Annotated in this window: 23 protein-coding genes and 1 tRNA gene; 9 read left to right on the plus strand and 15 right to left on the minus strand. The window is 67.9% G+C overall.

Annotated elements, in window-relative coordinates; translation table 11 throughout:
- Positions 1-167 precede the first annotated feature (167 nt).
- Positions 168-2,348, plus strand: a complete 2,181-nt coding sequence (locus tag MNR00_RS10570; protein WP_241925889.1) for a discoidin domain-containing protein — start codon at positions 168-170, stop codon at positions 2,346-2,348.
- 73 nt (positions 2,349-2,421) lie between these two features.
- On the opposite strand, the gene prfA is transcribed toward MNR00_RS10570, so the two are convergent.
- The 6 genes from prfA to MNR00_RS10600 form a co-directional block, all read right to left on the minus strand.
- Complete coding sequence (gene prfA, locus MNR00_RS10575; protein WP_241925890.1) at positions 2,422-3,501, minus strand: peptide chain release factor 1; 1,080 nt, start codon at positions 3,499-3,501, stop codon at positions 2,422-2,424.
- A gap of 24 nt (positions 3,502-3,525) precedes the next feature.
- Positions 3,526-5,721 carry a transcription termination factor Rho gene (gene rho, locus MNR00_RS10580; protein WP_241925891.1) on the minus strand — a complete coding sequence of 732 codons (2,196 nt, stop codon included), beginning with the start codon at positions 5,719-5,721 and terminating at the stop codon, positions 3,526-3,528.
- Positions 5,722-5,891: 170 nt separating this feature from the next.
- Entirely contained in the window at positions 5,892-6,854 is a 963-nt protein-coding gene (gene thrB / locus MNR00_RS10585) for a homoserine kinase (protein WP_241928822.1), read from the minus strand.
- Positions 6,855-6,883: 29 nt separating this feature from the next.
- On the minus strand, positions 6,884-8,200 hold the full coding sequence (locus tag MNR00_RS10590) for a homoserine dehydrogenase (protein WP_241925892.1): 1,317 nt from the start codon (positions 8,198-8,200) through the stop codon (positions 6,884-6,886).
- Positions 8,201-8,266: 66 nt separating this feature from the next.
- Positions 8,267-9,658, minus strand: coding sequence for a diaminopimelate decarboxylase (gene lysA / locus MNR00_RS10595; protein WP_241925893.1), 1,392 nt, complete (start codon positions 9,656-9,658; stop codon positions 8,267-8,269).
- A 138-nt stretch (positions 9,659-9,796) separates the two neighbouring features.
- Positions 9,797-10,027 (minus strand): hypothetical protein, encoded by a 231-nt coding sequence (locus MNR00_RS10600; RefSeq protein WP_241925894.1) that lies wholly within the window; start codon positions 10,025-10,027, stop codon positions 9,797-9,799.
- 66 nt (positions 10,028-10,093) lie between these two features.
- Here MNR00_RS10600 and MNR00_RS10605 point away from each other — a divergent pair, with 66 nt between their 5' ends.
- Complete coding sequence (locus MNR00_RS10605) at positions 10,094-11,167, plus strand: YhjD/YihY/BrkB family envelope integrity protein (protein ID WP_241925895.1); 1,074 nt, start codon at positions 10,094-10,096, stop codon at positions 11,165-11,167.
- Positions 11,168-11,201: 34 nt separating this feature from the next.
- Here the strand turns inward: MNR00_RS10605 and MNR00_RS10610 are convergent, their stop codons facing one another.
- The 3 genes from MNR00_RS10610 to MNR00_RS10620 are packed head-to-tail and all read right to left on the minus strand — an operon-like array spanning position 11,202 to position 14,670.
- Entirely contained in the window at positions 11,202-11,978 is a 777-nt protein-coding gene (locus MNR00_RS10610) for a DUF2993 domain-containing protein (protein ID WP_241925896.1), read from the minus strand.
- Position 11,979: 1 nt separating this feature from the next.
- On the minus strand, positions 11,980-13,647 hold the full coding sequence (argS, locus tag MNR00_RS10615; protein WP_241925897.1) for an arginine--tRNA ligase: 1,668 nt from the start codon (positions 13,645-13,647) through the stop codon (positions 11,980-11,982).
- A 39-nt stretch (positions 13,648-13,686) separates the two neighbouring features.
- Positions 13,687-14,670 (minus strand): BadF/BadG/BcrA/BcrD ATPase family protein, encoded by a 984-nt coding sequence (locus MNR00_RS10620; RefSeq protein WP_241925898.1) that lies wholly within the window; start codon positions 14,668-14,670, stop codon positions 13,687-13,689.
- Between the two features lie 113 nt (positions 14,671-14,783).
- On the opposite strand from MNR00_RS10620, the gene MNR00_RS10625 reads away from it, so the two are divergent.
- The 6 genes from MNR00_RS10625 (at position 14,784) to MNR00_RS10650 (ending at position 20,808) form a co-directional block, all read left to right on the plus strand.
- Positions 14,784-15,722 carry a MurR/RpiR family transcriptional regulator gene (locus MNR00_RS10625; RefSeq protein WP_241925899.1) on the plus strand — a complete coding sequence of 313 codons (939 nt, stop codon included), beginning with the start codon at positions 14,784-14,786 and terminating at the stop codon, positions 15,720-15,722.
- The gene (locus tag MNR00_RS10630) at positions 15,719-16,477 is read left to right on the plus strand and encodes an SIS domain-containing protein (RefSeq protein ID WP_241925900.1); all 759 of its coding nucleotides are present in this window, start codon (positions 15,719-15,721) and stop codon (positions 16,475-16,477) included. The genes MNR00_RS10625 and MNR00_RS10630 overlap by 4 nt, the downstream gene beginning before the upstream one ends.
- Positions 16,478-16,534: 57 nt before the next feature.
- Complete coding sequence (gene ngcE, locus MNR00_RS10635; protein ID WP_241925901.1) at positions 16,535-17,953, plus strand: N-acetylglucosamine/diacetylchitobiose ABC transporter substrate-binding protein; 1,419 nt, start codon at positions 16,535-16,537, stop codon at positions 17,951-17,953.
- 44 nt (positions 17,954-17,997) lie between these two features.
- Positions 17,998-18,975: a sugar ABC transporter permease gene (locus MNR00_RS10640; RefSeq protein ID WP_241925902.1), complete on the plus strand. Its 978-nt coding sequence runs from the start codon at positions 17,998-18,000 to the stop codon at positions 18,973-18,975.
- On the plus strand, positions 18,972-19,883 hold the full coding sequence (locus MNR00_RS10645; protein WP_241925903.1) for a carbohydrate ABC transporter permease: 912 nt from the start codon (positions 18,972-18,974) through the stop codon (positions 19,881-19,883). Before MNR00_RS10640 ends, MNR00_RS10645 begins: the two co-directional genes overlap by 4 nt.
- Positions 19,884-20,013: 130 nt before the next feature.
- Positions 20,014-20,808 (plus strand): SGNH/GDSL hydrolase family protein, encoded by a 795-nt coding sequence (locus MNR00_RS10650; RefSeq protein ID WP_241925904.1) that lies wholly within the window; start codon positions 20,014-20,016, stop codon positions 20,806-20,808.
- A 55-nt stretch (positions 20,809-20,863) separates the two neighbouring features.
- Here the strand turns inward: MNR00_RS10650 and MNR00_RS10655 are convergent.
- The 3 genes from MNR00_RS10655 to MNR00_RS10665 all read right to left on the minus strand — a co-directional run bounded on the left by MNR00_RS10655 (position 20,864) and on the right by MNR00_RS10665 (position 22,057).
- Positions 20,864-20,936, minus strand: a tRNA-Arg gene (locus MNR00_RS10655).
- Positions 20,937-21,005: 69 nt separating this feature from the next.
- A complete protein-coding gene (locus tag MNR00_RS10660; RefSeq protein ID WP_241925905.1) occupies positions 21,006-21,602 on the minus strand; it encodes a CueP family metal-binding protein in 597 nt (198 codons plus the stop codon).
- Positions 21,603-21,670: 68 nt separating this feature from the next.
- Positions 21,671-22,057, minus strand: coding sequence for a DUF1304 domain-containing protein (locus MNR00_RS10665; RefSeq protein WP_241925906.1), 387 nt, complete (start codon positions 22,055-22,057; stop codon positions 21,671-21,673).
- Positions 22,058-22,115: 58 nt separating this feature from the next.
- Between MNR00_RS10665 and MNR00_RS10670 the strand changes: the two genes are divergently transcribed.
- Positions 22,116-22,676, plus strand: a complete 561-nt coding sequence (locus MNR00_RS10670) for a hypothetical protein (RefSeq protein ID WP_241925907.1) — start codon at positions 22,116-22,118, stop codon at positions 22,674-22,676.
- 42 nt (positions 22,677-22,718) lie between these two features.
- Here the strand turns inward: MNR00_RS10670 and MNR00_RS10675 are convergent, their stop codons facing one another.
- From MNR00_RS10675 to MNR00_RS10685, 3 genes are all read right to left on the minus strand, one after another.
- The gene (locus MNR00_RS10675) at positions 22,719-23,585 is read right to left on the minus strand and encodes a CPBP family intramembrane glutamic endopeptidase (RefSeq protein WP_241925908.1); all 867 of its coding nucleotides are present in this window, start codon (positions 23,583-23,585) and stop codon (positions 22,719-22,721) included.
- Positions 23,582-24,307: a tRNA (guanosine(46)-N7)-methyltransferase TrmB gene (trmB, locus tag MNR00_RS10680; protein ID WP_241925909.1), complete on the minus strand. Its 726-nt coding sequence runs from the start codon at positions 24,305-24,307 to the stop codon at positions 23,582-23,584. The genes MNR00_RS10675 and trmB overlap by 4 nt, the downstream gene beginning before the upstream one ends.
- Before the next feature lie 65 nt (positions 24,308-24,372).
- Entirely contained in the window at positions 24,373-25,245 is an 873-nt protein-coding gene (locus tag MNR00_RS10685; protein WP_241925910.1) for a DUF3097 domain-containing protein, read from the minus strand.
- Positions 25,246-25,265 lie beyond the last annotated feature (20 nt).

The raw sequence follows: 25,265 nt of genomic DNA on the forward strand, positions 1-25,265 counted from the left end.
CACTCAATCGTGTGGGGCGATCGTCTGGGACGATCGCCCCACTGTTTGGATGATCCGTACGAGTCACGGCGCCATCCGGCGCCCTGCTTTGGCCTCTTCCGCCAGTACCTCAGCCAGACCCGCCCGCAGCCAATAGCCTGCGTCGCAGTCGAGCAAGGAGGCTCCCCATGGCGACAGAACCGCCAGTCAATCCCCAGGTCCCCCATCCCCCAGCAGTTCTGCGCTCCCCACACAATCCCCGGTTCCTCCGCGGACGTTGGCTGGCGACTGCAGCGGCCGCCGCAGTCGTCGCGACGATCGCGATCATCGCCCCGACCGGCGCCGCAGCCCCAGCATCCGCCGCTCAGGAGCAGGCAGCGCAGGCTCAGACCGCCGCGACCGCAGACGCCTGGTGGGAGCCGCCGAACCGGCCCTCCCCCGACGCCGAGCTCAACGCCACCGGCGCGCCGTTCACCGGCACCGTCGACGGCGAGGTGCGCGGCCTGGTCGACGCACACACCCACCTCAACTCGAACGAGGGCTTCGGCGGACGCATGATCTGCGGCGCGCCGTTCTCTCCGAACGGCATCGCCGCCGCCCTGCAGGACTGCCCCGAGCACTACCCCGACGGCGCTGGGGCGCTGTTCGAGAAGCTCACCAACACCGCCGACACCGACGGCCTGCACGACCCGGTCGGCTGGCCGACCTTCGCGGACTGGCCGGACGTCGCCTCGATGAGCCACCAGCAGTCCTACTACGCCTGGGTCGAGCGCGCGTGGCGCGGCGGACAGCGTGTGCTGGTGAACGACCTGGTCACGAACGGAGTGATCTGCTCTCTGCCGGTGATCATGCCGAAGGACCGCAGCTGTGACGAGATGTCGGCCATCCGCCTCGAAGCGCAGAAGGTGCGCGAGATGGAGGCGTACATCGACGACATCTACGGCGGAGCAGGCAAGGGCTTCTTCCGCATCGTCACCACACCGGCGCAGGCTCGCGAGGTGATCGAGTCCGGCCGGCTGGCCGTCGTGCTCGGTGTCGAGATGTCGGAGCCGTTCGGATGCAAGATGATCCTCGACGTCGCCCAGTGCGACCGCGCCGACATCGACGCCGGACTCGCCGAATTCCAAGACCTCGGCGTGAGCAGCATGTTCCTGTGCCACAAGTTCGACAACGCGCTGTGCGGCGTGCGGTTCGACTCCGGCACGCAGGGCACCATCATCAACGTCGGGCAGTTCTACTCCACCGGCACCTTCTGGTCGACGGAGCAGTGCACCGGTGCGATGCACGACAATCCGATCGGCAACGCCACAGTCCCCGAGATCGAAGAAGTGCTGCCGCCTGGTGTGGAGGTTCCGCAGTACAGCGCCGGGAAGAACTGCAACACGCGCGGTCTCACGTCGCTGGGCGAGTACACGCTGAAGGCCATGATGGCGCGCAACATGATGATCGAACTCGACCACATGAGCGTCAAGTCCGCATCACGCAGCTTCGACCTGATCGAAGCCGCCGGCTACCCCGGAGTGCTCTCCAGCCACAGCTGGATGGATGAGCGCATGGTCGACCGGCTGTACCGCCTCGGCGGATTCAAGTCCGGCTACCCGCACGACGCCGCCGGCTTCGTCTCGGAATGGCAGCGGGATGCCACCGCCCGCAACGCAGCCGGTGGCGGCTACGGCTTCGGGCTGGACTTCAACGGCGTCGGCAGCCACCCCGGTGGCGGCACCGCAGCGGTCCCGGTCAGCTATCCGTTCACCAGCGCAGACGGCAGCACCGTCATGGAACGCCAGGTGACCGGCCAGCGCACGTTCGACATCAACACAGATGGCTTCGTGCACTCCGGCCTGCTGCCGGACTACGTGGAGCAGCTGCGGATCAACGGCGGTGGCGACGCGATCGTCGACGACCTGATGCGTGGCGCCGAGGCGTACCTCGGCACCTGGTCGGCGACCACCGCGTACGGATCGCAGATCAACCTCGCGACCGGAAGGCCTGCGACCGCGAGCACGTCGGAATGGAATCCGTTCACCAGCTACAAGCCGAGTCGTGCCGTGGACGGCTCCGACTCGACGCGCTGGGCGGCGCGCGACTGGGACGGCAACCCGCAGTGGCTGCAGGTCGACCTCGGCGAGAGCGTCCCGGTGGAGCGGGTGACCGTCAACTGGGAGCGCGCGGCCGCGAAGGCGTGGAACGTGCAGCTTTCCGATGACGGCGCGAACTGGCGCACAGTGTGGTCGACGACCACCGGCGACGGCGGCCTGGACACGGCGACGTTCGAGCCGAGTTCGGCCAGATACGTGCGGGTGACCGGCACGCAGCGCACGACGAACTGGGGCTACTCGATCTGGGAGCTCGGCGTCTACGCCGGGTAGTCGAGACCGGATAGCCAGAAAAGGCGGGGTGGATGCTGACCAGCATCCACCCCGCCTCTCTTGTGGTTCGGAGTCAGTCCTCGCCGCCGAGGGCGGCCAGCTGAGCCTCCTCGTCGGCATGAATCGCCGATTCGATGATCGGGTCGAGCGCGCCGTCCATCACCTGGTCGAGGTTGTACGCCTTGTAGCCGGTGCGGTGGTCTGCGATGCGGTTCTCGGGGAAGTTGTAGGTGCGGATGCGCTCGGAGCGGTCCATCCCGCGGATCTGCGAGCGTCGGGCGTCGGAGGCCGCCGCGGCGAGCTCCTCCTGCTGCCTTGCCAGCAGGCGAGCACGCAGCACGCGCATGCCCGCTTCGCGGTTCTGCAGCTGCGACTTCTCGTTCTGCATCGACACGACGATGCCGGTGGGCACGTGCGTGATGCGCACAGCGGAGTCGGTCGTGTTCACCGACTGGCCTCCTGGGCCTGACGAGCGGTACACGTCGATCTTCAGATCGTTCGGATCGATCTGGATCTCTTCGGGCTCGTCGACCTCGGGGAACACCAGCACGCCGGTGGTCGAGGTGTGGATGCGCCCCTGTGACTCGGTGGCGGGCACGCGCTGCACGCGGTGCACGCCACCTTCGTACTTCAGGTGCGCCCAGACGCCCTGGGAGGGGTCGGCCGACGATCCCTTGATCGCGACCTGGACGTCCTTGTAGCCGCCGAGATCGGACTCGTTGCGCTCGAGGAGCTCGGTCTTCCAACCGCGATGAGCCGCGTACTGGATGTACATCCGCAGCAGGTCGGCGGCGAACAGCGCCGACTCGGCGCCGCCCTCCCCCGCTTTGATCTCCATGATCACGTCGCGCGCATCGTCGGGGTCGCGCGGGATGAGCAGCCTGCGCAGCTTCTCCTGCGCCACGCGCAGTCCCTCTTCGAGGGCCGGCACCTCCTCGGCGAAGGCGTCGTCCTCGCGGGCGAGCTCGCGCGCCGCCGCGAGGTCGTCGGATGCCGTGTTCCACGCCTCATGCGCAGCGACGATCCGATTCAGCTCGGCGTAGCGGCGGTTGACGCGCTTGGCACGCGCGGCGTCGGCGTGCACCGCCGAGTCGGAGAGCTCCTCCTGCACCCGGCGGTGCTCGTCGATCAGTGCTTGGACGGATTCGAACACGCGACTGCTCCGCTCAGAGTCGGATCAGCGGATGCTGTTCTCGTGCGCGTGCGATGAGCCGGTCGACGTGGGTGCCGGCATCGACTTCTGCATCTGGAAGAGGAACTCGGCATTCGAGCCGGTCTCCTTCAGCTTGCCGAGCACGACCTCCAGCGCCTGCTGCGGGTCGAGGCCAGCGAGGGCGCGACGCAGCTTCCAGGTGATCTTGACCTCGTCGGGCGAGAGCAGCATCTCCTCGCGGCGGGTGCTCGACGCGTTGACGTCGACGGCCGGGAAGATCCGCTTGTCGGCCAGCGCGCGCGACAGGCGCAGCTCGCTGTTGCCGGTGCCCTTGAACTCCTCGAAGATGACCTCGTCCATCTTGGATCCGGTCTCGACGAGCGCAGTGGCGAGAATGGTCAGCGATCCGCCGTTCTCGATGTTGCGCGCTGCGCCGAAGAAGCGCTTCGGCGGGTACAGCGCCGAAGCGTCGACACCGCCGGTCAGCACACGACCCGACGCGGGCGCCGAGATGTTGTACGCGCGGCCCAGACGGGTGATCGAGTCCAGCAGCACGACCACGTCGCGGCCGAGCTCGACGAGGCGCTTGGCGCGCTCGATGGCCAGCTCCGCGACGGTCGTGTGGTCTTCGGCCGGACGGTCGAACGTCGACGCGATGACCTCGCCCTTGACAGTGCGCTGCATGTCGGTGACCTCTTCAGGCCGCTCGTCCACAAGCACGACCATCAGGTGCACCTCGGGGTTGTTCTGCGCGATCGCGTTCGCGATCTGCTGCAGGACGATGGTCTTGCCGGCCTTGGGCGGCGCGACGATCAGGCCGCGCTGGCCCTTTCCGATGGGGGCGACCAGGTCGATGATGCGCTGAGTCAGCTTCTCGGGCGCGGTCTCGAGGCGCAGGCGCTCCTGCGGGTAGAGCGGCGTGAGGTTGCCGAACTCGACGCGGTTCGCTGCGTCGTCGGTCGACAGGCCGTTGACCGAGTCGACCTTCACCAGGGCGTTGTACTTCTGGCGGCCCTGCTGCTCGCCCTCGCGCGGCTGCTTGATGGCGCCGACGACCGCGTCGCCCTTGCGCAGGTTGTACTTCTTGACCTGGCCGAGGGAGACGTAGACATCGCTGGGCCCTGCGAGATAGCCGGTGGTGCGCACGAACGCGTAGTTGTCGAGGATGTCGAGGATGCCAGCGACCGGGATGAGGACGTCGTCCTCGCCGATCTCGGTCTCGAACTCGTCTGCGGTGGTGTTGCCACCGCCACGACGCTTGTTGCGCTGACGAGTGCGACCAGAGGAGTGCTCGTCGTCGGAGCCGTCGCCCTGGCTGTCATTCCTGCTGCCGCCGTTCTGGCTGCCCTGGTTGCTCTGGCCGCCCTGGCTGCTCGCGCCGCGACCGCGGCTGCGGCTGCGGTTGCGTCCGCGGCCACGACCGCCGCCATCGCCGTCGGCCGAGTCGCCGTCGGAGGACGAGCCGTCGCCCCCCGTGCTGTCGTTGCCGGACGCGTCATCGTTCTTGGAGTCGCGGTCGTTCTTGGAGTCGCGGTCGTTCTTGGAGCCGGCGTTCCTGCCGCCGTTGCGCGACGCGCCGTCGACCTGTGAGCCGTCCTGCTCAGCGGAGGCCGAGCCGGAGGTCGCGGCGTCCGTGTCGGTCGCCGACGCGGTGTCTGCGTCGTTGTTCTCGGCGGACTTCGCTCCGCGGCGGCCACGCGCCGGGCGCTTGGCCGGCTCGGCCGAGGCCTCATCAGAGGATCCCTGCGCTGCGGGCGTCTCGTCAGCGCCGGTCGAGCCCTGCTCGGCGGCGGCCTCTTCGGCCGGTGCGCTGGTCGCTGCCTTTGCCCGTGACGCACGCTTGCGTGCCGGCTTGGCCGGAGCGTCGGCGTCAGCAGCATCCGATGACTTCGGCACATCGGCTGCACTGGAGCCGGCGTCTGTGGCGGTGCCGTTGTCGGCGCTGGGCAGGTCGAGCGTGTCGGCCTCCACCTTCTTCGCCCGGCTGCGCCGCGGCGCCTTCGCCTTCGGCTTCTCCTCGGCGGGAGCTTCGGAAGCCGCCTGATCGGCCGGCTGTGCGGCCACAGGGGCTTCCGTCACGGCAGTTGCGGCTGCAGCTGATGCCGTCGTCGCTCGACGCGGCGCGCGCTTGCGGGCCGGAGCAGCCGCAGGGGCAGCAGCATCAGGGACAGCCGTCTGGGTGGCCGGGGTTTCGTTCTGGGTCTCGGAGAATGTCTCCACGAGTACTCCCTCATATGTCGTGGGAAAAAACAGAGCAATCCAATGAGTGCACGGCGAATGCCGAGCGCATCACACGCGCCGACGCAGAGCGTCTGCCAGCCAGTATCGGGATGATTCCGGGGGTCGCGTGCGGATTTCGCAGAAGTGCGATGGGGGCGAGATTCACGAAGTTACGTGGAGCCCTCCGCTCGATCCCTTACTGTACCACCCCGCACGTCGACGGCGAGCATGTGTGCGTCCCAGGGTGTGTCGGTCATGGCATCCGCGACATCGACTGCCGCCTGCCGCGCGCCGGGCCCGTCCGCCAGCACCAGCACGCTGGGGCCGGCTCCGGACACCACGGCGGCGAATCCCGCCGCCCGCAGCGCCTGAACCAGGCGAAGTGTCTCCGGCATGGCCGGCCCACGGTAGTCCTGATGAAGCCGGTCCGCCGTGGCATCCAGCAGCAGTTCCGGGCTCTGCGTCAGGGCAGCGACGAGCAGCGCCGAGCGCGAGACGTTGAACACGGCGTCCTCGCGAGAGACCTGCGGCGGCTGCAGCGAACGGGCAAGCGATGTCGACATCGTGAATCCGGGCACGAAGACCACCGGGGCCACACCACGGTGCACGAGCAGTTTCTTGTGCTGCGGACCCCGCTCGCCGGTCCAGGCGATCGTCAGCCCGCCGAACAGAGCCGGCGCGACGTTGTCCGGGTGCCCCTCCAGCTCGGTCGCGAGTCGCAGCAGGGCGTCGTCGTCGAGGTCGACATCACCGGCGAGCAGTCCCTTGGCGATGAGGATGCCCGCTGTGACAGCCGCCCCTGATGACCCGAGCCCGCGGCCATGCGGCACGCCGTTCTCGGCGACGATGCGCAGACCGGGCATCTCGCGCCCCGCATCCGCGTAGGCATGCGCGATCGCCCGCACGACCAGATTTCCTGCGTCGCGAGGGATCTCCTCGGCGCCGGAACCCGAGACGTCGATCTCGAGGCGGTCATCGTCGAACGCCGAGACGGTGAGCGTGTCGTAGATGCTCAGCGCGAGCCCGAGCGTGTCGAAACCAGGGCCGAGGTTCGCGCTCGTGGCTGGAACCGTCACGGTGACGGTGCGCACGGCGCCGTCGACCACGGGCGTAGCCGTGACGACGGGCTCCATGTCGGCCGGGACGACAGTGACGCCCACCGTCACTCCCCCTCGACGCGCAGCACCGAGACCACGCGCTCGACGACGTCGCTCGCGGTGAGGCGCTCTACCGCCGCGCTGAGAGCGCTGTCAGCCGCACGGTGTGTGCCGATGATGAGCCGTGCGGTCGTGCCTTCGGTGCCGTCCTCAGCCGGGATCCCGCTCTGCACGAGCGTCGCCACCGAGACGTCGCCCTCGCTGAGCAGCCCTGCGATGGTCGCCAGCACGCCCGCCTCGTCAGAGACCTCGAGCGTGATCTGGTAGCGGGTCATCACGTGACCGATCGAGACGACGGGCAGGTTGGCCCTGGTGGACTCGCCGACACCGGTGCCGCCGGCGATGTGACGGCGGGCGGCGGAGACGACGTCACCGAGCACGGCGGACGCGGTCTGCACGCCGCCGGCGCCGGCGCCGTAGAACATCAGCGAGCCGGCCGCCTCAGCCTCGACGAAAACGGCGTTGTTCGCGCCGTGCACCGAGGCCAGCGGGTGCGAGCGGGGAACCAGAGCGGGGTAGACCCGCACCGAGATCGAGTCGGAGCCCGCGCTCGTGAGCCGCTCGCAGACGGCGAGCAGCTTGATGACGAATCCGGCGTCACGCGCCTCCTCGATCATCGCCGCTGTGATCGAGGAGATGCCCTCGCGGTGCACGGCCTCCAGCGGGACGGCGGTGTGGAAGGCCAGGGATGCCAGGATCGCGGCCTTCTGCGCGGCGTCGTAGCCTTCGACATCGGCGGTCGGGTCCGCCTCTGCGTAGCCGAGTCGCTGAGCGTCGGCGAGCACGTCGGCGAAGTCAGCCCCTTCGGTGTCCATCCGATCGAGGATGTAGTTCGTGGTGCCGTTGACGATGCCCATGATGCGCACCACGCGGTCGCCGGCGAGCGAATCCCGCAGCGGGCGGATGATCGGGATGGCGCCGGCGGCGGCGGCCTCGTAGTACACCGAGGCGCCCACGCGGTCGGCCGCTTCGTAGACCTCGGGACCGTGGGTCGCGAGCAGCGCCTTGTTGGCTGTGACCACGTCGGCCCCTGAGCCGAGACCGAGCAGGATGTGCGAGCGGGCAGGCTCGATGCCGCCCATCAGCTCGATGACGATGTCGGCGCCGGTGATCAGCGTCTCGGCATCCGTCGTGAAGAGCTCGCGGGGCAGCTCCACCTCGCGCACCGCGTCCACGTCGCGCACGGCGATGCCGGCGAGCTCGAGGCGCGCGCCGGCGCGGTCGGCGAGCTCGTCACCGTGTCGCAGCATCAGGGATGCCACCTGCGATCCCACGGCTCCGGCACCAAGCAGCGCCACACGAAGTCGTCGGTAGTCAGTCATCTGCGCTCCTCAGCACGTCGGGGTCTCGGTTCAGGTTCGTCGGACGCGCACGCCCGGATGCGTGTGTCACGGCGCGATGCCCGCGTCGCGGGTCAGCAGATCGCTCAGGCTCTCGCCGTGCACGATCACGCGCGCCGCACCGTCGCGGACTGCGACGATCGGCGGGCGCGGCACATGGTTGTAGTTGCTCGACAGCGGCGCGCAATAGGCGCCAGTCGCGGCGACGGCGAGCAGGTCGCCCGGAGCGACGTCGCCTGGCAGGTACTCGTGGTCGACGACGATGTCGCCGGACTCACAGTGCCTGCCGACGACTCGCACCAGCTGCGGACCAGCCGTGCTGACGCGGGAGGCGATCCGCGCCGAGTACTGCGCGCCGTAGAGCGCGGGGCGCGCATTGTCGCTCATCCCGCCGTCGACGCTCACGTAACGTCGACTGCCGCTGCCGAGCGCGACGTCCTTGGTCGTGCCGACTTCGTACAGTGTCACGCCGGCGTTGCCGACGATCGCGCGGCCGGGCTCGAACGAGAGGGCGGGGATGCTTATTCCGCGTCGACGGCACGCTTCGGCGACCGCGGAGACGATCCCTTCAGCCAGCTCGGCGATGGGCACCGGGTCGTCGACCCTGGTGTAGGCGATTCCGAAGCCGCCGCCGAGGTTCAGCTGCGGCACGTCTCCCCCGGCCAGCAGATCCTTGTGCAGATCGAGCACGCGCGCGGCGGATTCGCGGAAGCCGGCGACACCGAAGATCTGCGAGCCGATGTGACAGTGCAGGCCTGCGAACACCAGGCCCGGCAGCTCGCGGATGCGGGCGACGGCGGCGGCAGCCTGCGTGAGCGGGAATCCGAACTTCTGGTCCTCGTGTGCGGTGGCGAGGAAGTCGTGCGTCTCGGCGTGGACGCCGCTGTTGACGCGCAGCATGACGCGCTGCTCGGCACCGGTGCGAGCGACGATCTGTGCGAGCCGCTCGATCTCGATCTCACTGTCGATGATGATCGTGCCGACCCCGACGGCGACTGCGCGCTCGAGTTCATTCACGGACTTGTTGTTGCCGTGGAAGCCCAGTCGCGCAGCATCCGCTCCCGCCAGCAGGGCCACTTCGAGCTCGCCTCCGGTGCAGACGTCGACGTTCAGCTCCTCGTCCAGCATCCACCGCACGATCGTCGTGTTCAGCAGCGCCTTGCCTGCGTAGTAGACGCGAGCAGTCGTGCCGTGCTTCGCGGCCGCCGTGTCGAATGCGTCACGAAGGGTGGTCGCGCGTCGCCGCACTTCGCCCTCGTCAAGCACCTGCAGCGGCGTGCCGTGGATGCGCACAAGCTCCCCTGCGGACATGCCGGCGATGATGAGCTCGCCGTCGGCGGAGCGCTGCGCTGACGCCGGCCAGACCGATCGCACCAGATCGTTGGCGTCGTCGGGTACGGCGAGCCAATCGGGCGCGGGCGAGGAGGCAGCGGAATGCACAGGGCCAGCAGAATGCACAGAGCACCAATCATGTAGTGGGTCTTCGGGCGGATGACGCACGGCGAGGATGCCCACGATTCTAAGGCACACACGTGCCCAGCCCTGCCCGGAAGTCCTGCCGAGCGGGAGCAGCCGTGCTCAGGCCCGAGGCAGCAGGGCGCGGAAGCCAGAGAGCAGGATCGCCGGGATCAGCAGGGCGGCGGCGAGCCACTGCGAGACGGCCATCCACCCAGCGGCGACAGCCGCGACGCCGCCATCCTGCTGCTCGGTGAGCACGAAGACGATCCCGGAGATGGCATAGGCGAGTGCCGCGGTGATGAATGCGGTCCAGGTCGCGATCTCGACTGTTGTCGCACCGTTGTTCCTCATGGCCGCCATCGTAACCACCGTCGTCGTCGCGTGATCGCGCCGCATCGTCCGGTTAGGGTGATGAGGATGGGCAGTTCGCCGAGCAGCGAGACTCGTGCCGCCGACGTCAGCTGGGCGGCACGGACCTCGTCTGCCCTGATCCGCTGGATGCTGCGTCGACGTCTCGTGCGCGCTGCGCTGCTGTACAGCGGCCGACGCGGCCCGATGCTCGCCGACGCCGTCACCTACCGCGCGCTGTTCAGCGTGTTCGCCGGCGTGCTTCTCGGCTTCTCCGTCGCGGGACTCTGGCTCTCGCAGGACGATGCGGCGTGGGAGGCGATCGTCGGGGCGGTGGATGCCGCCGTGCCTGGCCTGCTCACGACGGGTGATCAAGCAGGGATCGTCGACCCCGACAGCATCCGCGCACCTGCGGGCCTCTCCATCGCCGGCGTGATCTCGCTGGTGGGTCTGATCGGCTCAGCGCTGGGTGCGATCGGAGCGATGCGGACGGCGATCCGCACGATCGCCGGCACAGTCTCGACGGACATCGCGTGGTACTTCATCGTGCTGCGCAATCTGCTTCTCGCGCTGCTGATCGGCGGCGGCTTCGCCGCTGCCGCAGCGCTGACCTTCTCAGGCGAGCTGGTCGTGCGCGTCACCGCGGATGCCCTCGGCCTGCCGTCAGGGGCGGGAGCCGTGTTCTGGACGACACGGGTGCTTTCGCTGCTGGTCGTCCTGATCCTGAACGCCGTCATCGTGGCGGCCGCGTTCCGCATCCTCTCGGGTCTGCGCGTCTCCGCTCGGGTGCTGTGGAGCGGTGCGCTGCTCGGCGCCGTGTCGCTGCTGGTGCTGCAGGAGCTCTCCGGACTGTTCGTCGGCGGTGCGAGCGCGAACCCGCTGCTCGCGTCGTTCGCGTCGCTGCTCGCGCTGCTGCTGTGGTTGAACCTGTCGACTCAGGTGATCCTGCTCGCATGCGCGTTCATGGCGGTCTCGGCCCGCGAGGAGCACGACAGGGTGACGGCCAGGTTCGGGGCGGAGACGCTCGCCGAGGCGGCCCTGGACCGAGCCGAGCAGGATGTGCGCATCGCAACGGCGGCGCTCCGCACAGCTCAGCAATCCGTCGCCGAGCAGCACGACGGCAGCGAGAGTTCCGTTCGCTGACTGTACTGCTCGCTGAGTGCCCTGCTCGCCGCGGTCAGCGGGGGCAGGTGCCCGGATCGAGCAGCGACTCGTCTGTCGCGATGCGACCGTCCACCGAGATGTCGGCGACGACACGCGATCCGTCGACGCGCAGGCCGGTGAGGGTCATGCCGGCGGGCAGCTGGTCGGCGATGCACACGCGGTGTGTCCCTGCGAGCGCCTCTCCGGTGCTGCCGAACAGCGCAGCGAGACGCTGGATGTCGACCTCGTTGCCCGCGACGGCGACCGAGACAGGGGTCAGCAGCAGATCGCCTTCGTCGGCACCGGCTGTCACAGTCAGCGCGAGCGGGATCTCGCGGCCGAGCACTGGGATGCCGCCGTGCACGGTGACATCCGGCTCGTCCAGCGTGACCTCAGTGATTGGAAGGTCGGAGCCCTCCAGCAGCGCGGCGAACTGCGATTGATCGATCGACACGGTCCCCTCTGCTGATCCGAGCGCGCCGCCGCGCAGTGGCACCCCCGTGGCGGTCACCTCGGCGGCGCCGGTGATGCCCTCGATCGTCACGTCGTCTGATGACAGGCGCAGCTCGTCGAGCGAACCAGCGAGCAGCTGTGGCAGCAGCATGCCCGTCGCCTCGACGTCGAGCTGCTGATCAGCAGGAAGGCCGAGCTCGTCGATCACCAGGCTGCGCACCGTGCTTGGCACGACGCTGCGGGCGATGAGCTCTGCCGCCACCGCGAGCACGGCGAGCAGCACGACGACGATCAGCACGATCCACGGCCACCGCGCCCGCTTGCGCGGAGCAGCAGTGGGCATCGCCTCGGTCGTCATGTCACATCCGCTCCGGCGCCGACACGCCGAGCAGCCCGAGTCCGTTGCGCAGTACCTGGCCGGTGGCGTCGTTCAGCCAGAGGCGGGTGCGATGCACGGTCTCGAGCGGGTCGTCGCCCTTCGGAATGACCCGGCAGCTGTCGTACCAGCGGTGGTAGAGACCCGCCAGCTCTTCCAGGTAGCGGGCGATGCGGTGCGGCTCGCGAACCTCGGCTGCGAATCCGACGATGCGGGGGAACTCCTGCAGCGCGCCGAGCAGCGCGCTCTCGGTCTCGTGCGTGAGCAGCTCAGGAGCGAACTCCGAGCGATCGACGCCGGAGTCAGCCGCGTTGCGCGCAACGTTGTGTGTGCGCGCATGTGCGTACTGCACGTAGAACACCGGGTTGTCGTTGGTGCGCTTCTGCAGCAGCTCGGGGTCGAGGTCGAGAGGCGAATCGGCCGGAGAGCGCTCCAGCGAGTACCGCAGAGCATCGGTGCCAAGCCAGTCGAGCAGATCGTCCATCTCGATGATGTTGCCGGCACGCTTGCTGAGGCGCGCACCGTTGATCGAGACCATCTGCCCGATCAGTACCTGGATGTTCTTCGCGGGGTCCTCACCGGCCGCACCTGCGACCGCCTTGAGCCTGTTGACGTAGCCGTGGTGGTCGGCACCGAGCAGGTAGATCTTGTTCTGGAAGCCCCGGTCGCCCTTGTTCAGGTAGTACGCGGCATCGGCGGCGAAGTACGTGTACTCGCCGTTGGAGCGCCGGATCACGCGATCCTTGTCGTCGGTGAAGTCCGTGGTGCGCACCCACACCGCGCCGTCTTCGTCGAACACATGTCCCTGTGCGCGCAGGCGGTCCACCGCCTGATCCACCAGGCTCGGTGACCCCCCGGTGCCAGCGGCATGCAGGGTGCGCTCCGAGAACCACACGTCGAACGGCACGTTGAACCGCTCGAGTGACGCCTTGATCTCGGAGAGCTGATACTCGTAGGCCTGGTCGCGGGCGATGACGAGCTGCTCGTCGTGCGGCAGGTCGAGGAGTCCTGGGTGTGCCGCGAGCACGCGGGTGGCGAGGTCCGTGATGTACTCACCGGGGTACCCGCCCTCCGGAGTCGGTTCGCCCTTGATCGCGGCGAGCACCGACTGGCCGAAGCGCTCCATCTGCGCGCCGGCGTCGTTGATGTAGTACTCGCGCGCGGCCGTCGCTCCGCTGGCGAGCAGCAGGCGCACGATCGAGTCGCCCAGCGCCGCCCAGCGCGTGTGCGCGATGTGCAGCGGGCCGGTCGGGTTCGCCGAGACGAATTCGACGTTGACGGACACGCCCGCCTGGGAGTCGTTGGTGCCGTAGGCATCGGCCGCATCGACGATCGTCTTCGCGAGCGCTCCGGCCGCGGCGGCCTCAAGACGGATGTTGATGAAGCCGGGGCCGGCGACGTCGACACTGGCAATGCCATCGACATGCTGGAGGTCATCCGCGATCTGCTGCGCGAGCTCACGCGGATTCGTGCCGAATGGCTTCGCCAGCCGCATGGCGATGTTGGTCGCCCAGTCGCCGTGGTCGCGGTTGCGGGGGCGCTCGAGCACGATGTCGGATGCTGTCAGAGCCGGCGCTTCATCGGGACGTCGCTCGGCCGCGATGGGGACGAGGACGGACAGGACGGCAGCGGAAAGGGAATCTGGGCTCATAGCCGCTCCAGTCTACGGCCCACAGCCGCGGACCACGTGTCAGCGGAAGGCCGCCAGAGTCTCGGTCAGTCGCGCCAGGATCACGTCGTCCGCGGCACCACCCGCGGCGCGCACCGCCAGCATCGCCGCACCGACGGCCCCGTCGCTGACCGGACGCAGCTCCAGACCATCGGCGGCGGTCCCCAGCCGCGCGAGGAAGGCATCGCGCACGGGTCCGGTGCGCGCCACGACGCTGCCGCCGATCACCAGCGGGCCAGGGCCGGTGAGCACCGCTGACAGCGTGTCGGCCAGGTGCTCGCCTGCTTCCGTGAGGATGCCAAGCGCGACAGCATCCGAATCCTCGAATGCGAGCGGGGCGAGACCGGCCAACTCGATCGGCGGGTGGCCGTACAGCAGCCCGACGAGCTGCTCGAGTTCCTCACTGCGCCCGAACTGCCTCACGTCGGTGCGCTGCAGCCCGTAGCGGGCGAGCACGCCGTCGGTCAGCGTCGTTCGCGGACCCGTGTGGTCGAGGTCCTGCACGGCCGCACGCGCGATGGCATGGCCGATCCAGAATCCGCTGCCGCGGTCGCCGACCAGCCAGCCGAGCCCATCCCCTGTGCCGTCGATGATCCCGTTCTGCACCCTGACGACGCACGCACCAGTTCCGGAGACGAGTGCGTACCCGAACGTGTCCGCTGCGCCGCTGAAGTAGGTCGCGAGCAGGTCGGCCTCGAACACCAGGGCCCCATCGAATCCCTGCGTGACCAGCCGATCGCGCAGCCAGCCATGATCGCCGGTGGCCCGCATCCCCGCCATCGCGGCGACCACGACAGAGGCTTCGGAGAGGGAGCGGCCGGAGTGCGCAAGGGCCTGCGCGATGGCATCCAGCACTCCATCGGCGGCGCGTTCCGGGCCTGCGGAGATCGGATTGCCGCGGCCGCCGACGCCGTAGCCGAGGCACCGCCCATGCCGGTCCGTGACCAGCGCGCGGGTAGACGTTCCCCCGGCGTCGAGACCGATGAGGAGCGGTTCGTGATTCATTTGTGATCTCGTCCTGTTTGACGTTTTCGTCGCGTGAGAATAGTTTTCATTTCAACAGACATCTCAGGTCGACGACGGCCGGAGTCACTTCAGGGAAGAAGTTGGAGGCAATGGTGCCACGGACCACAGGCAACGGCAACGGCGGAGGTCTGACGATCGCACGTCGGATCGCAGCGGGTCGCCGCGCAATGCCGACGGCGATGAGCAAGATCGCCGATGTCGTGTCCGAGCACCCGGCCGCTCCAGTCGAACTCACCATCACCGAGCTGGCCGAGCGCGCCGGAACCTCACCTGCCACGGTCACCAGGTTCTGCCGAGCACTGGGCTTCGACGGCTACACGCAGTTCCGCGTCGGCGTCGCCAGCGAGATCGGCCGCGGCGACGCGGACGAGAGCTGGCAGGCGGACATCGGCCAGGAGTTCGGCGCCGAGGACGAAGCCGGAAAGGTGCTGCAGACCCTCGTCGCCCTGCACGTCGAGAACCTCGAGACCACGGCCGCCCATCTCGACCTGGACGTCGTGCTGCGCGTCGCCGACGCGATCGCCGCCAGCCGGCACGTCGACATCTACGGCGTCGGCGGCAGCGGGGTCATCGCCCGCGAGTTCCAGGCCCGCATGTACCGCATCGGCGTCAACGCCCATGCCTGGTCCGACGTGCACGAGGGCCTCACCAGCGCGGTCATGCAGAACAGCGAATCTGTCGCGATCGGCATCTCGAGCACCGGGCGCACCGAAGAGACCGTGCAGATGCTGTCGCAGGCGCGCGCCGCCGGCGCCTTCACCGTCGCCATCACCCACGACACCGACTCCTGGCTCGCCGGCCTCGCCGACGTCTCACTCGCCACCGCCGAGCCCACCCCGTACCTGCGCCCTGACGACCTGTCGGTGAAGCACTCACAGTTGCTCGTGCTGGATCTGCTCTACCTGCTGGTCGCCCAGCAGACCTTCGGCGTCGCCACGACGCACCTCGCCGCAAGCGCGATGGCCGTCTCCGGTCACCGACGCTCGGCCCGAGCCGCCCGTACACCAGCCCTGCAAGAGGAGAGCCGATGAGCGCCACACCAACCGATCTGCTGCGCGAGGCGACGACCCGCCTCGAGCGCCTTGCCGCCGATGCCGAATCCGGTGCGCTGGATGCGGCGATCACCATCCTGGTCGACGCCCTCGACCGGGGCGGCGTACTGCATGCCTTCGGCACCGGCCACTCCGAGGCGTTCGCCATGGAGATCGCCGGGCGCGCTGGTGGGCTCATCCCCACCAGCAAGTTCAGTCTGCGCGACATCGTGCTACACGGTGACCGCGACATCTCGGTCCTCGAGGGCGAGCCGCCGCTGGAGCGTCAGCCCTGGGTGGTGGAAGAGCTCATGGCGACCGTGCCGGTTCACGAGCACGATGTGTTCCTCATCGCCTCGAACTCCGGTGTCAACGGCTCGATCGTCGGCACCGCTCTCTGGGCGAAGGAGCGCGGTCACCGCGTCATCGCCGTCACGAGCCTTGATCACACCGCACGGGTCGAGCCCAAGCACCCCAGCGGCAAGCGCCTCAGCGAGGTCGCCGACGTCGTCATCGACAATCTCGCCCCCTACGGCGATGCCACGCTCGAGGTCGCCGACGGCATCGGCGCCGGCGCGATCTCGTCGATCACCGCAGCGTTCATCGCGCAGCTGCTGACGCTCGGCGTCGCGCGCACGATCGCCGCACGCGGTGAGACGCCCCCGATGTACATCTCCGCCAACATTCCCGGCGGCGATGAGCACAACTCCGTCCTTGAGGACCGCTACGCGGGCCACATCCGGCGGGGAGCCTGATCGGATCTCCGGTCGGCCCGAACCCACACCGATCACATCACAACGGAAGGTAAAGAGATGGAACTCAACGAAGCATCCATCAGCCGTCGCAACCTGCTGCGCGGCGCGGCTGCCGCAGCAGTGCTGCTGCCGTTCGGCGCGACCCTCGCGTCCTGCGCAGCGCCCGGCGGCGGAGGCGGCGACAAGAAGCCCGAGGGCGATGTCACCGCTGACAACCCGTTCGGCGTCGCAGCCAACTCGAAGGTCGACGCTGTCGTCTTCGACGGTGGCTACGGCATCGACTACGTGCAGAACGCGGCGAAGATCATGGAGGGCAACAAGGCTCTCGACGGCGTGACCATCAAGGTCTCGGCGTCCACCAAGATCGCGCAGGAACTGCAGCCCCGCTTCGTCGGTGGCAACCCGCCGGACCTCATCGACAACTCGGGTGCCAACTCGATCGGCTGGAACACGATCCTCGACCAGCTCGAGGACCTCAGCTCGGTGCTCGAGTCGAACAACCTCGAGGGCAAGAAGATCGCGGACACGCTGTTCGACGGTGTGAAGGCTCCCGGCACGTTCGGCGACAAGTTCGCGGCCATCAACTACGTGTTCACCACGTACGCGCTGTGGTACTCGGGCAGCCTGTTCAAGGACAACGGCTGGGAGGCTCCCAAGACGTGGGAGGACCTCGAGAAGCTCGGCGCTGCCGCCAAGGAGAAGGGCAAGTACCTCTTCCTGTGGGGCAAGGAGGCGGCGACCTACTACCAGACGTTCGTCATCGACTCCGCCGTCATCCAGTCGGGCGACGACGTGCGTCTGCCGCTCGAGAACCTGGAGGAGGGCTGCTGGTCGCACCCCACCCTGCAGGCCATCCTCACCAAGTTCCACGCCATGATCCAGGCCGGCTACGTCAAGCCCGGTGGCGGTGGCACGCAGTTCACCCAGGCCCAGGCTCAGTGGAGCCTCGACCAGGAGGCGCTGCTCTACCCGTCTGGTTCGTGGATCGAGAACGAGATGAAGAAGACCACGAAGGATGGCTTCGAGATGATGGGCGTCCGCGAGACGCCCCTCGACGGCAACGCCACCACCCCAGCCGGGTACATGCGCGCTGAGGCCGGTGAGCCGTTCATCGTGCCGACGAACTCGAAGAACCCGGCCGGTGGCAAGGAGCTTCTGCGCACGATGCTCTCCGCCGACGCAGCCGCGTCGTTCTCGAAGAGCAAGCTCGCGCCGACCGTCGTCAAGGGCACCGTTCCCGCTGACGGCTTCGGCTCGACCGCGCTCGTCTCGCAGGTCGAGATGATCGATGCCGCAGGTGCCGGCATGTTCACGATCAAGTCGACCAACCTGTACGGCATGAACTCCGACCAGCTGCCCATCTGGAACTCGTTCCTGGATGGCAAGATGACGGTCGCCGAGATCACCAAGCAGCTGCAGGCGCTGGTCGACAAGATCCGCAACGACAGCTCCATTGAGAAGATCGAGATCAAGTGACCTCTTCGACCACTACTGGTGGTCCCGAGCTGCAGACCGCTGCGGTGACTGCAGCACGCACGGGGCGACGCAAGTCGCCCCGTGCGGGGGTCCCGCGCAAACTCACGTTCGACTACGTGTCGTTCCTGCTCGTCTTCCTCGGGCTTCCACTGGCGATCTTCCTGATCTTCGTGATCTCGCCGTTCGTTCAGGCTGTCTACTACTCGATGACGAACTGGACCGGCTTCTCGCCGAACATGGACTTCATCGGCGTGCAGAACTTCGTGAAGCTGTTCCAGGACACGACGTTCCTGCAGGCGATGGGCAACAACATCCTGCTCGCGATCGTCGTGCCGCTGGTCACCCTCACCATCGCGATGATCTTCGCGAGCATGATCACTGTCGGCGGCCCGAGCCACGGCCAGGTCCGCGGGCTCAAGGGCTCCAGCTTCTACCGGGTGGTGTCGTTCTTCCCGTACGTCATCCCCGCGATCGTCATCGCGATCCTGTGGAACATGATCTACACCCCGAGCGGCCTGCTGAACGGCGTGCTCGAGCTGTTCGGCCTCGACATGAACGAGTACGCATGGCTGGGTGATGAGCGCACCGCCATGGGTGCGACGATCTTCGTCATCGTGTGGAGCATGGTCGGCTTCTACATGGTGCTGTTCGTCGCCGCGATCAAGGGCATCCCCTCGGAGACGCTCGAGGCCGCTCGCATCGACGGCGCCGGACGGTTCCGGACGCTGACGTCGATCCTGCTTCCGCAGATCCGCGACAACGTGCAGACCGCGTACATCTATCTCGGCATCCTCGCACTCGACGCGTTCGTGTACATGGCTGGTCTGAACGCGACCGGTGGCCCCGGCAACAGCACGCTGGTGATGAGCCAGTACCTGTTCCGCACCGCATTCGAGAAGGGCCAATTCGGTCTCGCAAGTGCCATGGGTGTCGTCCTCGCCGTGATGACCCTGCTGTTCGCCGCAATCGTCATCGGCGTGTTCCGCCTGATCGGCGGCAAGGATGAAGGGGGACGCTCATGAGCACCGAAACGCGCGCAGCGGTCACCATCGACCGCAAGTCACGGGCGAAGACGCCCCGTACCCGCACCACGAAGGAGACCGCGGGCGACAAGTGGGTCGGAGGCGTTTCACACGTCGTTCTCGCGATCTGGTCGATCATCGTCATTCTGCCGATGGTGTGGACATTCGTCGGCTCGTTCAAGACCACCAAAGAGATCTTCGCCTCTCCGTTCGGCCTACCCGCGAACTGGAGCTTCGAGAACTACGTCAACGCCTGGGTGAAGAACAGCTTCGGCCAGATGTTCCTCAACACCATCATCGTCGTGGGCGGCTCGCTCGTGCTGGTGATGATCCTCGGCGCGATGTGCGCGTACGTGCTGGCTCGGTTCTCCCTGCCCGGCAGCAGGGTGATCTACTACCTGATGCTCGCAGGACTGACCTTCCCGGTGTTCCTCGCCATCGTGCCGCTGTTCTTCATCCTGCAGGGCATGGGGCTGTTGAACACGCTGCCCGGTCTGATCCTCACCTACGTGGGCTTCGCTCTGCCGTTCACGGTGTTCTTCCTGTTCTCGTTCTTCAAATCGCTGCCGTACGAGATCCAGGAAGCCGCCTACGTGGATGGCGCCAGCGAGTGGCGCACGTTCTTCACGGTGATGCTGCCGATGGCGAAGCCCGGCATGGCCGCGATCGCGATCATGAACTTCCTCGGTCTGTGGAACCAGTTCCTGCTGCCGATCTCGCTGAACACGAACCAGGACAACTACGTGCTGTCGCAGGGTATGGCGAGCTTCGCTTCGGCGGCCGGCTACCAGGTGGACTTCGGTGCGCTGTTCGCGGCAGTGATCATCACGATCGTGCCCGTGCTGATCGTGTACGTCCTGTTCCAGCGTCAGCTGCAGGGCTCCGTGTCCCAGGGCACGTCCAAGTAGCATCCGATGCACAGCAGATCGCCCCTGCCCGCCTCGGCGCGGCAGGGGCGATCTGCTTCTCACCCCGTGTCTCGCATACGGTGATCGGTCCGGAATTCGTCAGATGCCATTGTTCACCTACACTCACCCCATGACCCTGCACCCGCCGACCCGACGGCGCCGCCTGGCGGTCGTGATCATCGGCGTGGTCACCATCGCGCTCGCGGCCATCCTCGGTGTGACGCGCCCCTGGATGCCGCCTGCTGAGACCGCGCCGATCGCCGCCGCCGCCGACGGTCTCTCCCCCGCGCCGCTTGCTCTGCCGGAGCATCCGAAGGTGCTGGTGTTCGGCGACTCATGGACCTACGGTTCCGCGGCCACGGTGCCGACGCGGGGATACGCGTATCTGCTCGCCGATCTGATCGACGGCGAGACCATCGTCAGGGGCGTGCCGGGCAGCGGATACCAGCGGCCGGGCAGCATCGGACCGGTGTACGGCGAGCGCGTCAAGGCTTTGGATGCCCGAATCTTGCCGGACCTGATCATCATCCAAGGGTCGATCAACGACCGCCGCGAGGATCCGGCCGGGTACGCGGGCGCGGTGGGAGCCGTGTGGGATGCCATGGTCGCGAAGTTCCCTGACGTGCCGATCGCGATCCTCGGCCCCGCACCGCACGAGCTGCCTGTCGGCGCATCCACGGCGCGGATCGACCGCGACCTCGCCACCCTCGCCGCCGCTCGGAACTGGTGGTACATCTCCCCCGTGCAGGAGAAGTGGATCACCGATGAGAACTATCTCGACGTGATCGATGTCGGCCCTGGACGCAAGCATCCTTCGAACGCCGGGCATGAGTATCTTGCGCAGAAACTGGCTGAGGCGCTCGACCGGCTCGGATCAGCGCCGGTGACCGCGGCTGACGGCTCGACGACGCAGCCGGCGAAGTAGAAACCAGACGACGCCGGGACGAGAAAAGACCGCCCGAAAGCGGTCTTCTCGTGTGTGCCCCCGACAGGAGTCGAACCTGCGACCTACGGTACCGGAAACCGGCGCTCTATCCACTGAGCTACGGAGGCGTACCGGTCGAGCCTATCATTTGCGAGCACCGCTCCTGTGCAGCACGGGGCGCTCCGAACGGCGTCAGATCACGCGATCTGCAGCGTCGTGATGCAGGTCGGCGCCGCGGCGCCGCGGGTGGTGATCTCGATGCTGCCGCTCTTGCCGTCTGCGGCGGTGACCAGCACTGACGCATCGACGTCGCGCGGCAGCCAGTAGCCGATGAATCCGTTGTCGTAGGTGGTCGCCTGCTCGTCGACGTACACCTCACCGGTGGCCGCGTCCGTGATGGTGATGGCGATCGCGGCATCCTGCATCTCGCCGACGCACGAGTTCGGCGCGTGGAACGTGCAGTCGTGCGTCTGGGAGGCGTACGGCGCGAACGCGACGTACACCTGATCCTCTGGCATCGGCATCACGAGGTCGTCGCCAGAGGCGTCGACGAGTACAAGCTCGTCGGGGCGGATGCTGGCCTGCAGCCCGTCAGGACGGTCGGCGAGTGCGGTGGTGTCGAGCTGCTCGATGACCTCACGGGCATCGAGGCCCGCCAGCGCCGCGACAGTGCCCTCGGCGCCCTGGCTCTGCGCGGCGTCCGGCGCGGCGGGGACCTCGGCGGTCGAGCATCCGGTGATCAGCAGGGTGAGGGCGAAGACGCCCGCGGCCACGGCCGCGATACGGGTGCGCATGCCGTCACGCTATCCAGACGACCTATGCGTGCCCTCAACGGCTATGGAGCGGCGGAACAGTCCCGCGATCAGCCCACTGAGATCGCCGTGGCGACGACCGCCAGCAGAGGCAGTGTCCCCTGCATCGCCGCGGCCCGCAGCATCCGACGATCCGACAGCACCAGCACGAGCGCCGCCGCGAGCATCATGCCGACGCCGGTGAGCACGAGAGTCACGCCCGCCGTATGCTGCCCCACCGCCACCAGCACGATCCCGATGATCACAGCGACAGCCAGGAACAGGTTGTAGAAGCCCTGGTTGAAGGCCAGCTGACGCATGGTCAGCGCATCGGCCTCACTGCGCACGCCGAAGATCCTCCTCGTCTGCGGCGCTGTCCAGCGCAGCGACTCCAGCACGAAGATGAACACGTGGAAGGCGGCGGCGAGCGCTGCGAGGACGAGACCGACGAAGAGCATGTGATGATTCTGCTCCCTGCGGACCGGATACCGCCGCAGCGAGGGCTAGATTCTCATCATGAGCCCGGCCACACGCCTGCACCGCCTTCTGCTGATCCCGGTCCTCGCAGCACTGTCGATCGCGCTCACGGGCTGCCTCGCCGCGATGATCGCCGACGCGTCCGAGGACGCGCCGCACCCCGCATCCACCGCTGACGGCAATTGGTCGGAGCTCGCCCCCTGCGACCTCGAGGGCACGGCGCCCTGGATCCTCGTCGAGGACTTCCCCACCGAGGTCGTCGACGCGACGGGTCTCGTCCCTGAGTGCGGCGACATCTGGACTGATGCCGGCCGCCCGGTGTTCGCCAGCATCGTGCTGGACCGCGTCAGCACCGCGCAGATCGACAGCATCCGATCAGCGCTCGTTGCTGCCGACTACGACCTTCTCGTCGACGATTTCGACCCGACAGCGCCGTCCGGCGATGAGTACTACGGCGCGCTCGACTTCTACCTCGACGGCGTCTCGGAGGGTGATTTCACGCGGGTCGCGCTCGAGATCTATCCTTCGCCGTCCACCGACGACGCCTGGATGATGTTCTTCGATTTCGAATCACCGTCGGTGCGGGCGCTCGAGGGCTGACCCCCTACTCGCACCGGTCTCCCCCTCAGACCAGCCGCCACTTCAGACCAAGAAGATCGGCAGCAGACCCGGGTTGTGCGCGTGCACAAGCACAGCGAACACCACAGCGTCGAAGAGCAGGTGCACAGTGACTACGTAGGCGAGTGAGTGCGTGCGCAGGAAGATCCTTCCCTGCAGCAGCGCGAACGGGATCGTGAGCAGCGGACCCCAGGCTCGGTACCCCAGCTCCCACAGGAACGACACGAACACGACGGCCTGCAGCACGTTCGCCGCGGGAACGGGCATGTGGCGCAGCAGCAGCGTGAACACCGTGCAGATGAAGAACAGCTCATCCCAGATGCCAACAGCGCCGACACCGACGAACAGTCGGGCGATGAGGTCGGGCGAATCGACGACGGGCCAGTTCTGGTACACGCCGCTGGTGATGAAATAGAACGGCAGGATCAGCCAGCCCAGCACCAGGACGACCACCAGCCAGACCCACTGCCACCGCGCCCACGGCTGCCGAGTGCGCCACGGGAACGCGATCGCGCGATCGCGGTACACGAAGCGCGAGATCAGGTAGGGCACGAGCACCGCTCCGCCGAGTGCGAGCGTGAAGCGCAGCATGGCCAGGTTGTCGAGCTGCGCCTCTAGCGAGATGGCGTGCACGATCAGCATCCCGACGCCGATCAGCGACAGGTCGCGCGTCAGGGATGGCAGCCGGCGCTCGCCGATCGCCCAATCCGGGCGGTGGCCGGCGAAGATCGTCACGGTTCGCGGTGCGCCGCGCTCGACCAGAGCAGCCGTCCCGATGCCCGCGGCCAGCAGCAGCCACCCGATCCAGGTCCAGCCGAACACGAAGAACGCGGGAGCGGCGGCGCAGACGAGCGCCGCCGGGAGGATGCTGCGCCAGGCCGCCGCAGTCACGCCCGGGGAATCCGTCGGTAGGTGAGATCGCGGATCTCTCGCCCCTTCGCGATGCCCTTGCGCTCGAACGCCGTCATCACTCGCCCGTCGAAGCGCTCCGCCCACTCCCCCTCGAATGCCCGCTCGAACTCGGGAGCCTCGTCGAGCACTTCGCGCATCTGCAGCGCGTAGTCCTCCCAGTCGGTCGCCAGCCGCAGCATCCCACCGTCGGCGAGCGCACGCGCCGCAGTCTCTGGGAAGCCGGGGCGAATCAGACGCCGCTTGGTGTGGCGCTTCTTGTGCCACGGATCCGAGAAGAAGATCCAGACCTCGGATGCTGATGCCTCGGGCAGATAGGTGGAGAGCACCTCAGGGGCGTTCGCCTCGACGAGCCGCAGGTTGCGCACCCCGGCACCTGCGGCGTCGAGCATGGTGCGCGCAAGCCCCGCACGGAAGACCTCGACCGCGAGGAAGTCGTCATCGGGGCGCGATGACGCCGCCGAGATGATCGCGTGCCCCTGCCCCGAGCCGATCTCGACGATCAGCGGCGCCGTGCGACCGTATGCGGAGGCCACGTCGAGCCTGGCATCGGGATGCACGGATGTGAAGGCGACATCACGCGGCACATCGAGCAGGTAGAAGGGCGCCTGCTCGGCGAAAGCCCGCTCCTGCGCCTCGGACATGCGGCCGCTGCGGCGCACGAACGAGACCGGCTCATCGCGGAAGGTGCGGGGTTCTGGCATCCCTCCAGGGTACCGGGGTGAATGCACCGGCTCAGCGGCCGCAGAGCCTCCCCCGCGACGTCCGCTCATCGACCGGCCGCTTCGGCACTGGAGGGATCGGCGTTCGAGGGATCAGTCACGAAGTCGATGAGCTCCTCGACCCGCCCCAGCAGCGCCGGCTCCAGATCGCGGAAGGTCGTGACACGAGCCAGGATGCGCTGCCACGCGTGCGCGATGTCGGTCTGGTCCTCGGCCGGCCAGCCGAAGGCCTGGCAGATGCCCGTCTTCCAGTCGGTGCCGCGCGGGATCTGCGGCCACGCGCGGATGCCCATCGCCGCAGGCGTGACGCACTGCCACACATCGATGTAGGGGTGTCCGACGATCTTCAGGTTTGCGCCGTGCGGGCCGCGCATGATCTGGTCGACGATCCGCGTCTCTTTGGAGCCTGCGACGAGGTGGTCGACGAGTACGCCGTATCGGCGGGTCGCGGTGGGCGGCGCCTCGGCCAGCAGCTCATCGAGCTTGTCGATGCCCTGCAGGTACTCCACGACGACGCCCTCGACGCGCAGGTCTGCGCCCCAGACCTTCTCCACGAGCTCGGCATCGTGGCGACCCTCCACGAGGATGCGGCTGGGCAGCGCGGTGCGAGCTCGGTCGTCGGCGGCGACGAAGGACCCGGATGCCGTGCGCCGGGTGCCGTTCTGCTGCCTGGCCTCCACCACCAGGCGCACTGGCCTGCCCTCGATCAGGAATCCGGCGCCGAGCGGAAAGCTGCGCCGTCTGCCCTTCCAGTCCTCCAGCTCGACCAGGCCAGCCTCGACGCGCGTGATCGCGCCGCAGTAGCCGTCGTCGGCGACTTCCACGACGAGGTCCTTCACCGCGGCGACGTCGGCGGCCTTCACCCGGTCGCGGTCACGCCACCCCTCTGCGAGCACGTCGGCGCTGTATCTGTCGTCCATGCCATCCAGCGTATGTGTCT

This window comes from Microbacterium sp. H1-D42, assembly GCF_022637555.1.
In the GTDB taxonomy this organism is placed as follows: Bacteria; Actinomycetota; Actinomycetes; order Actinomycetales; family Microbacteriaceae; genus Microbacterium.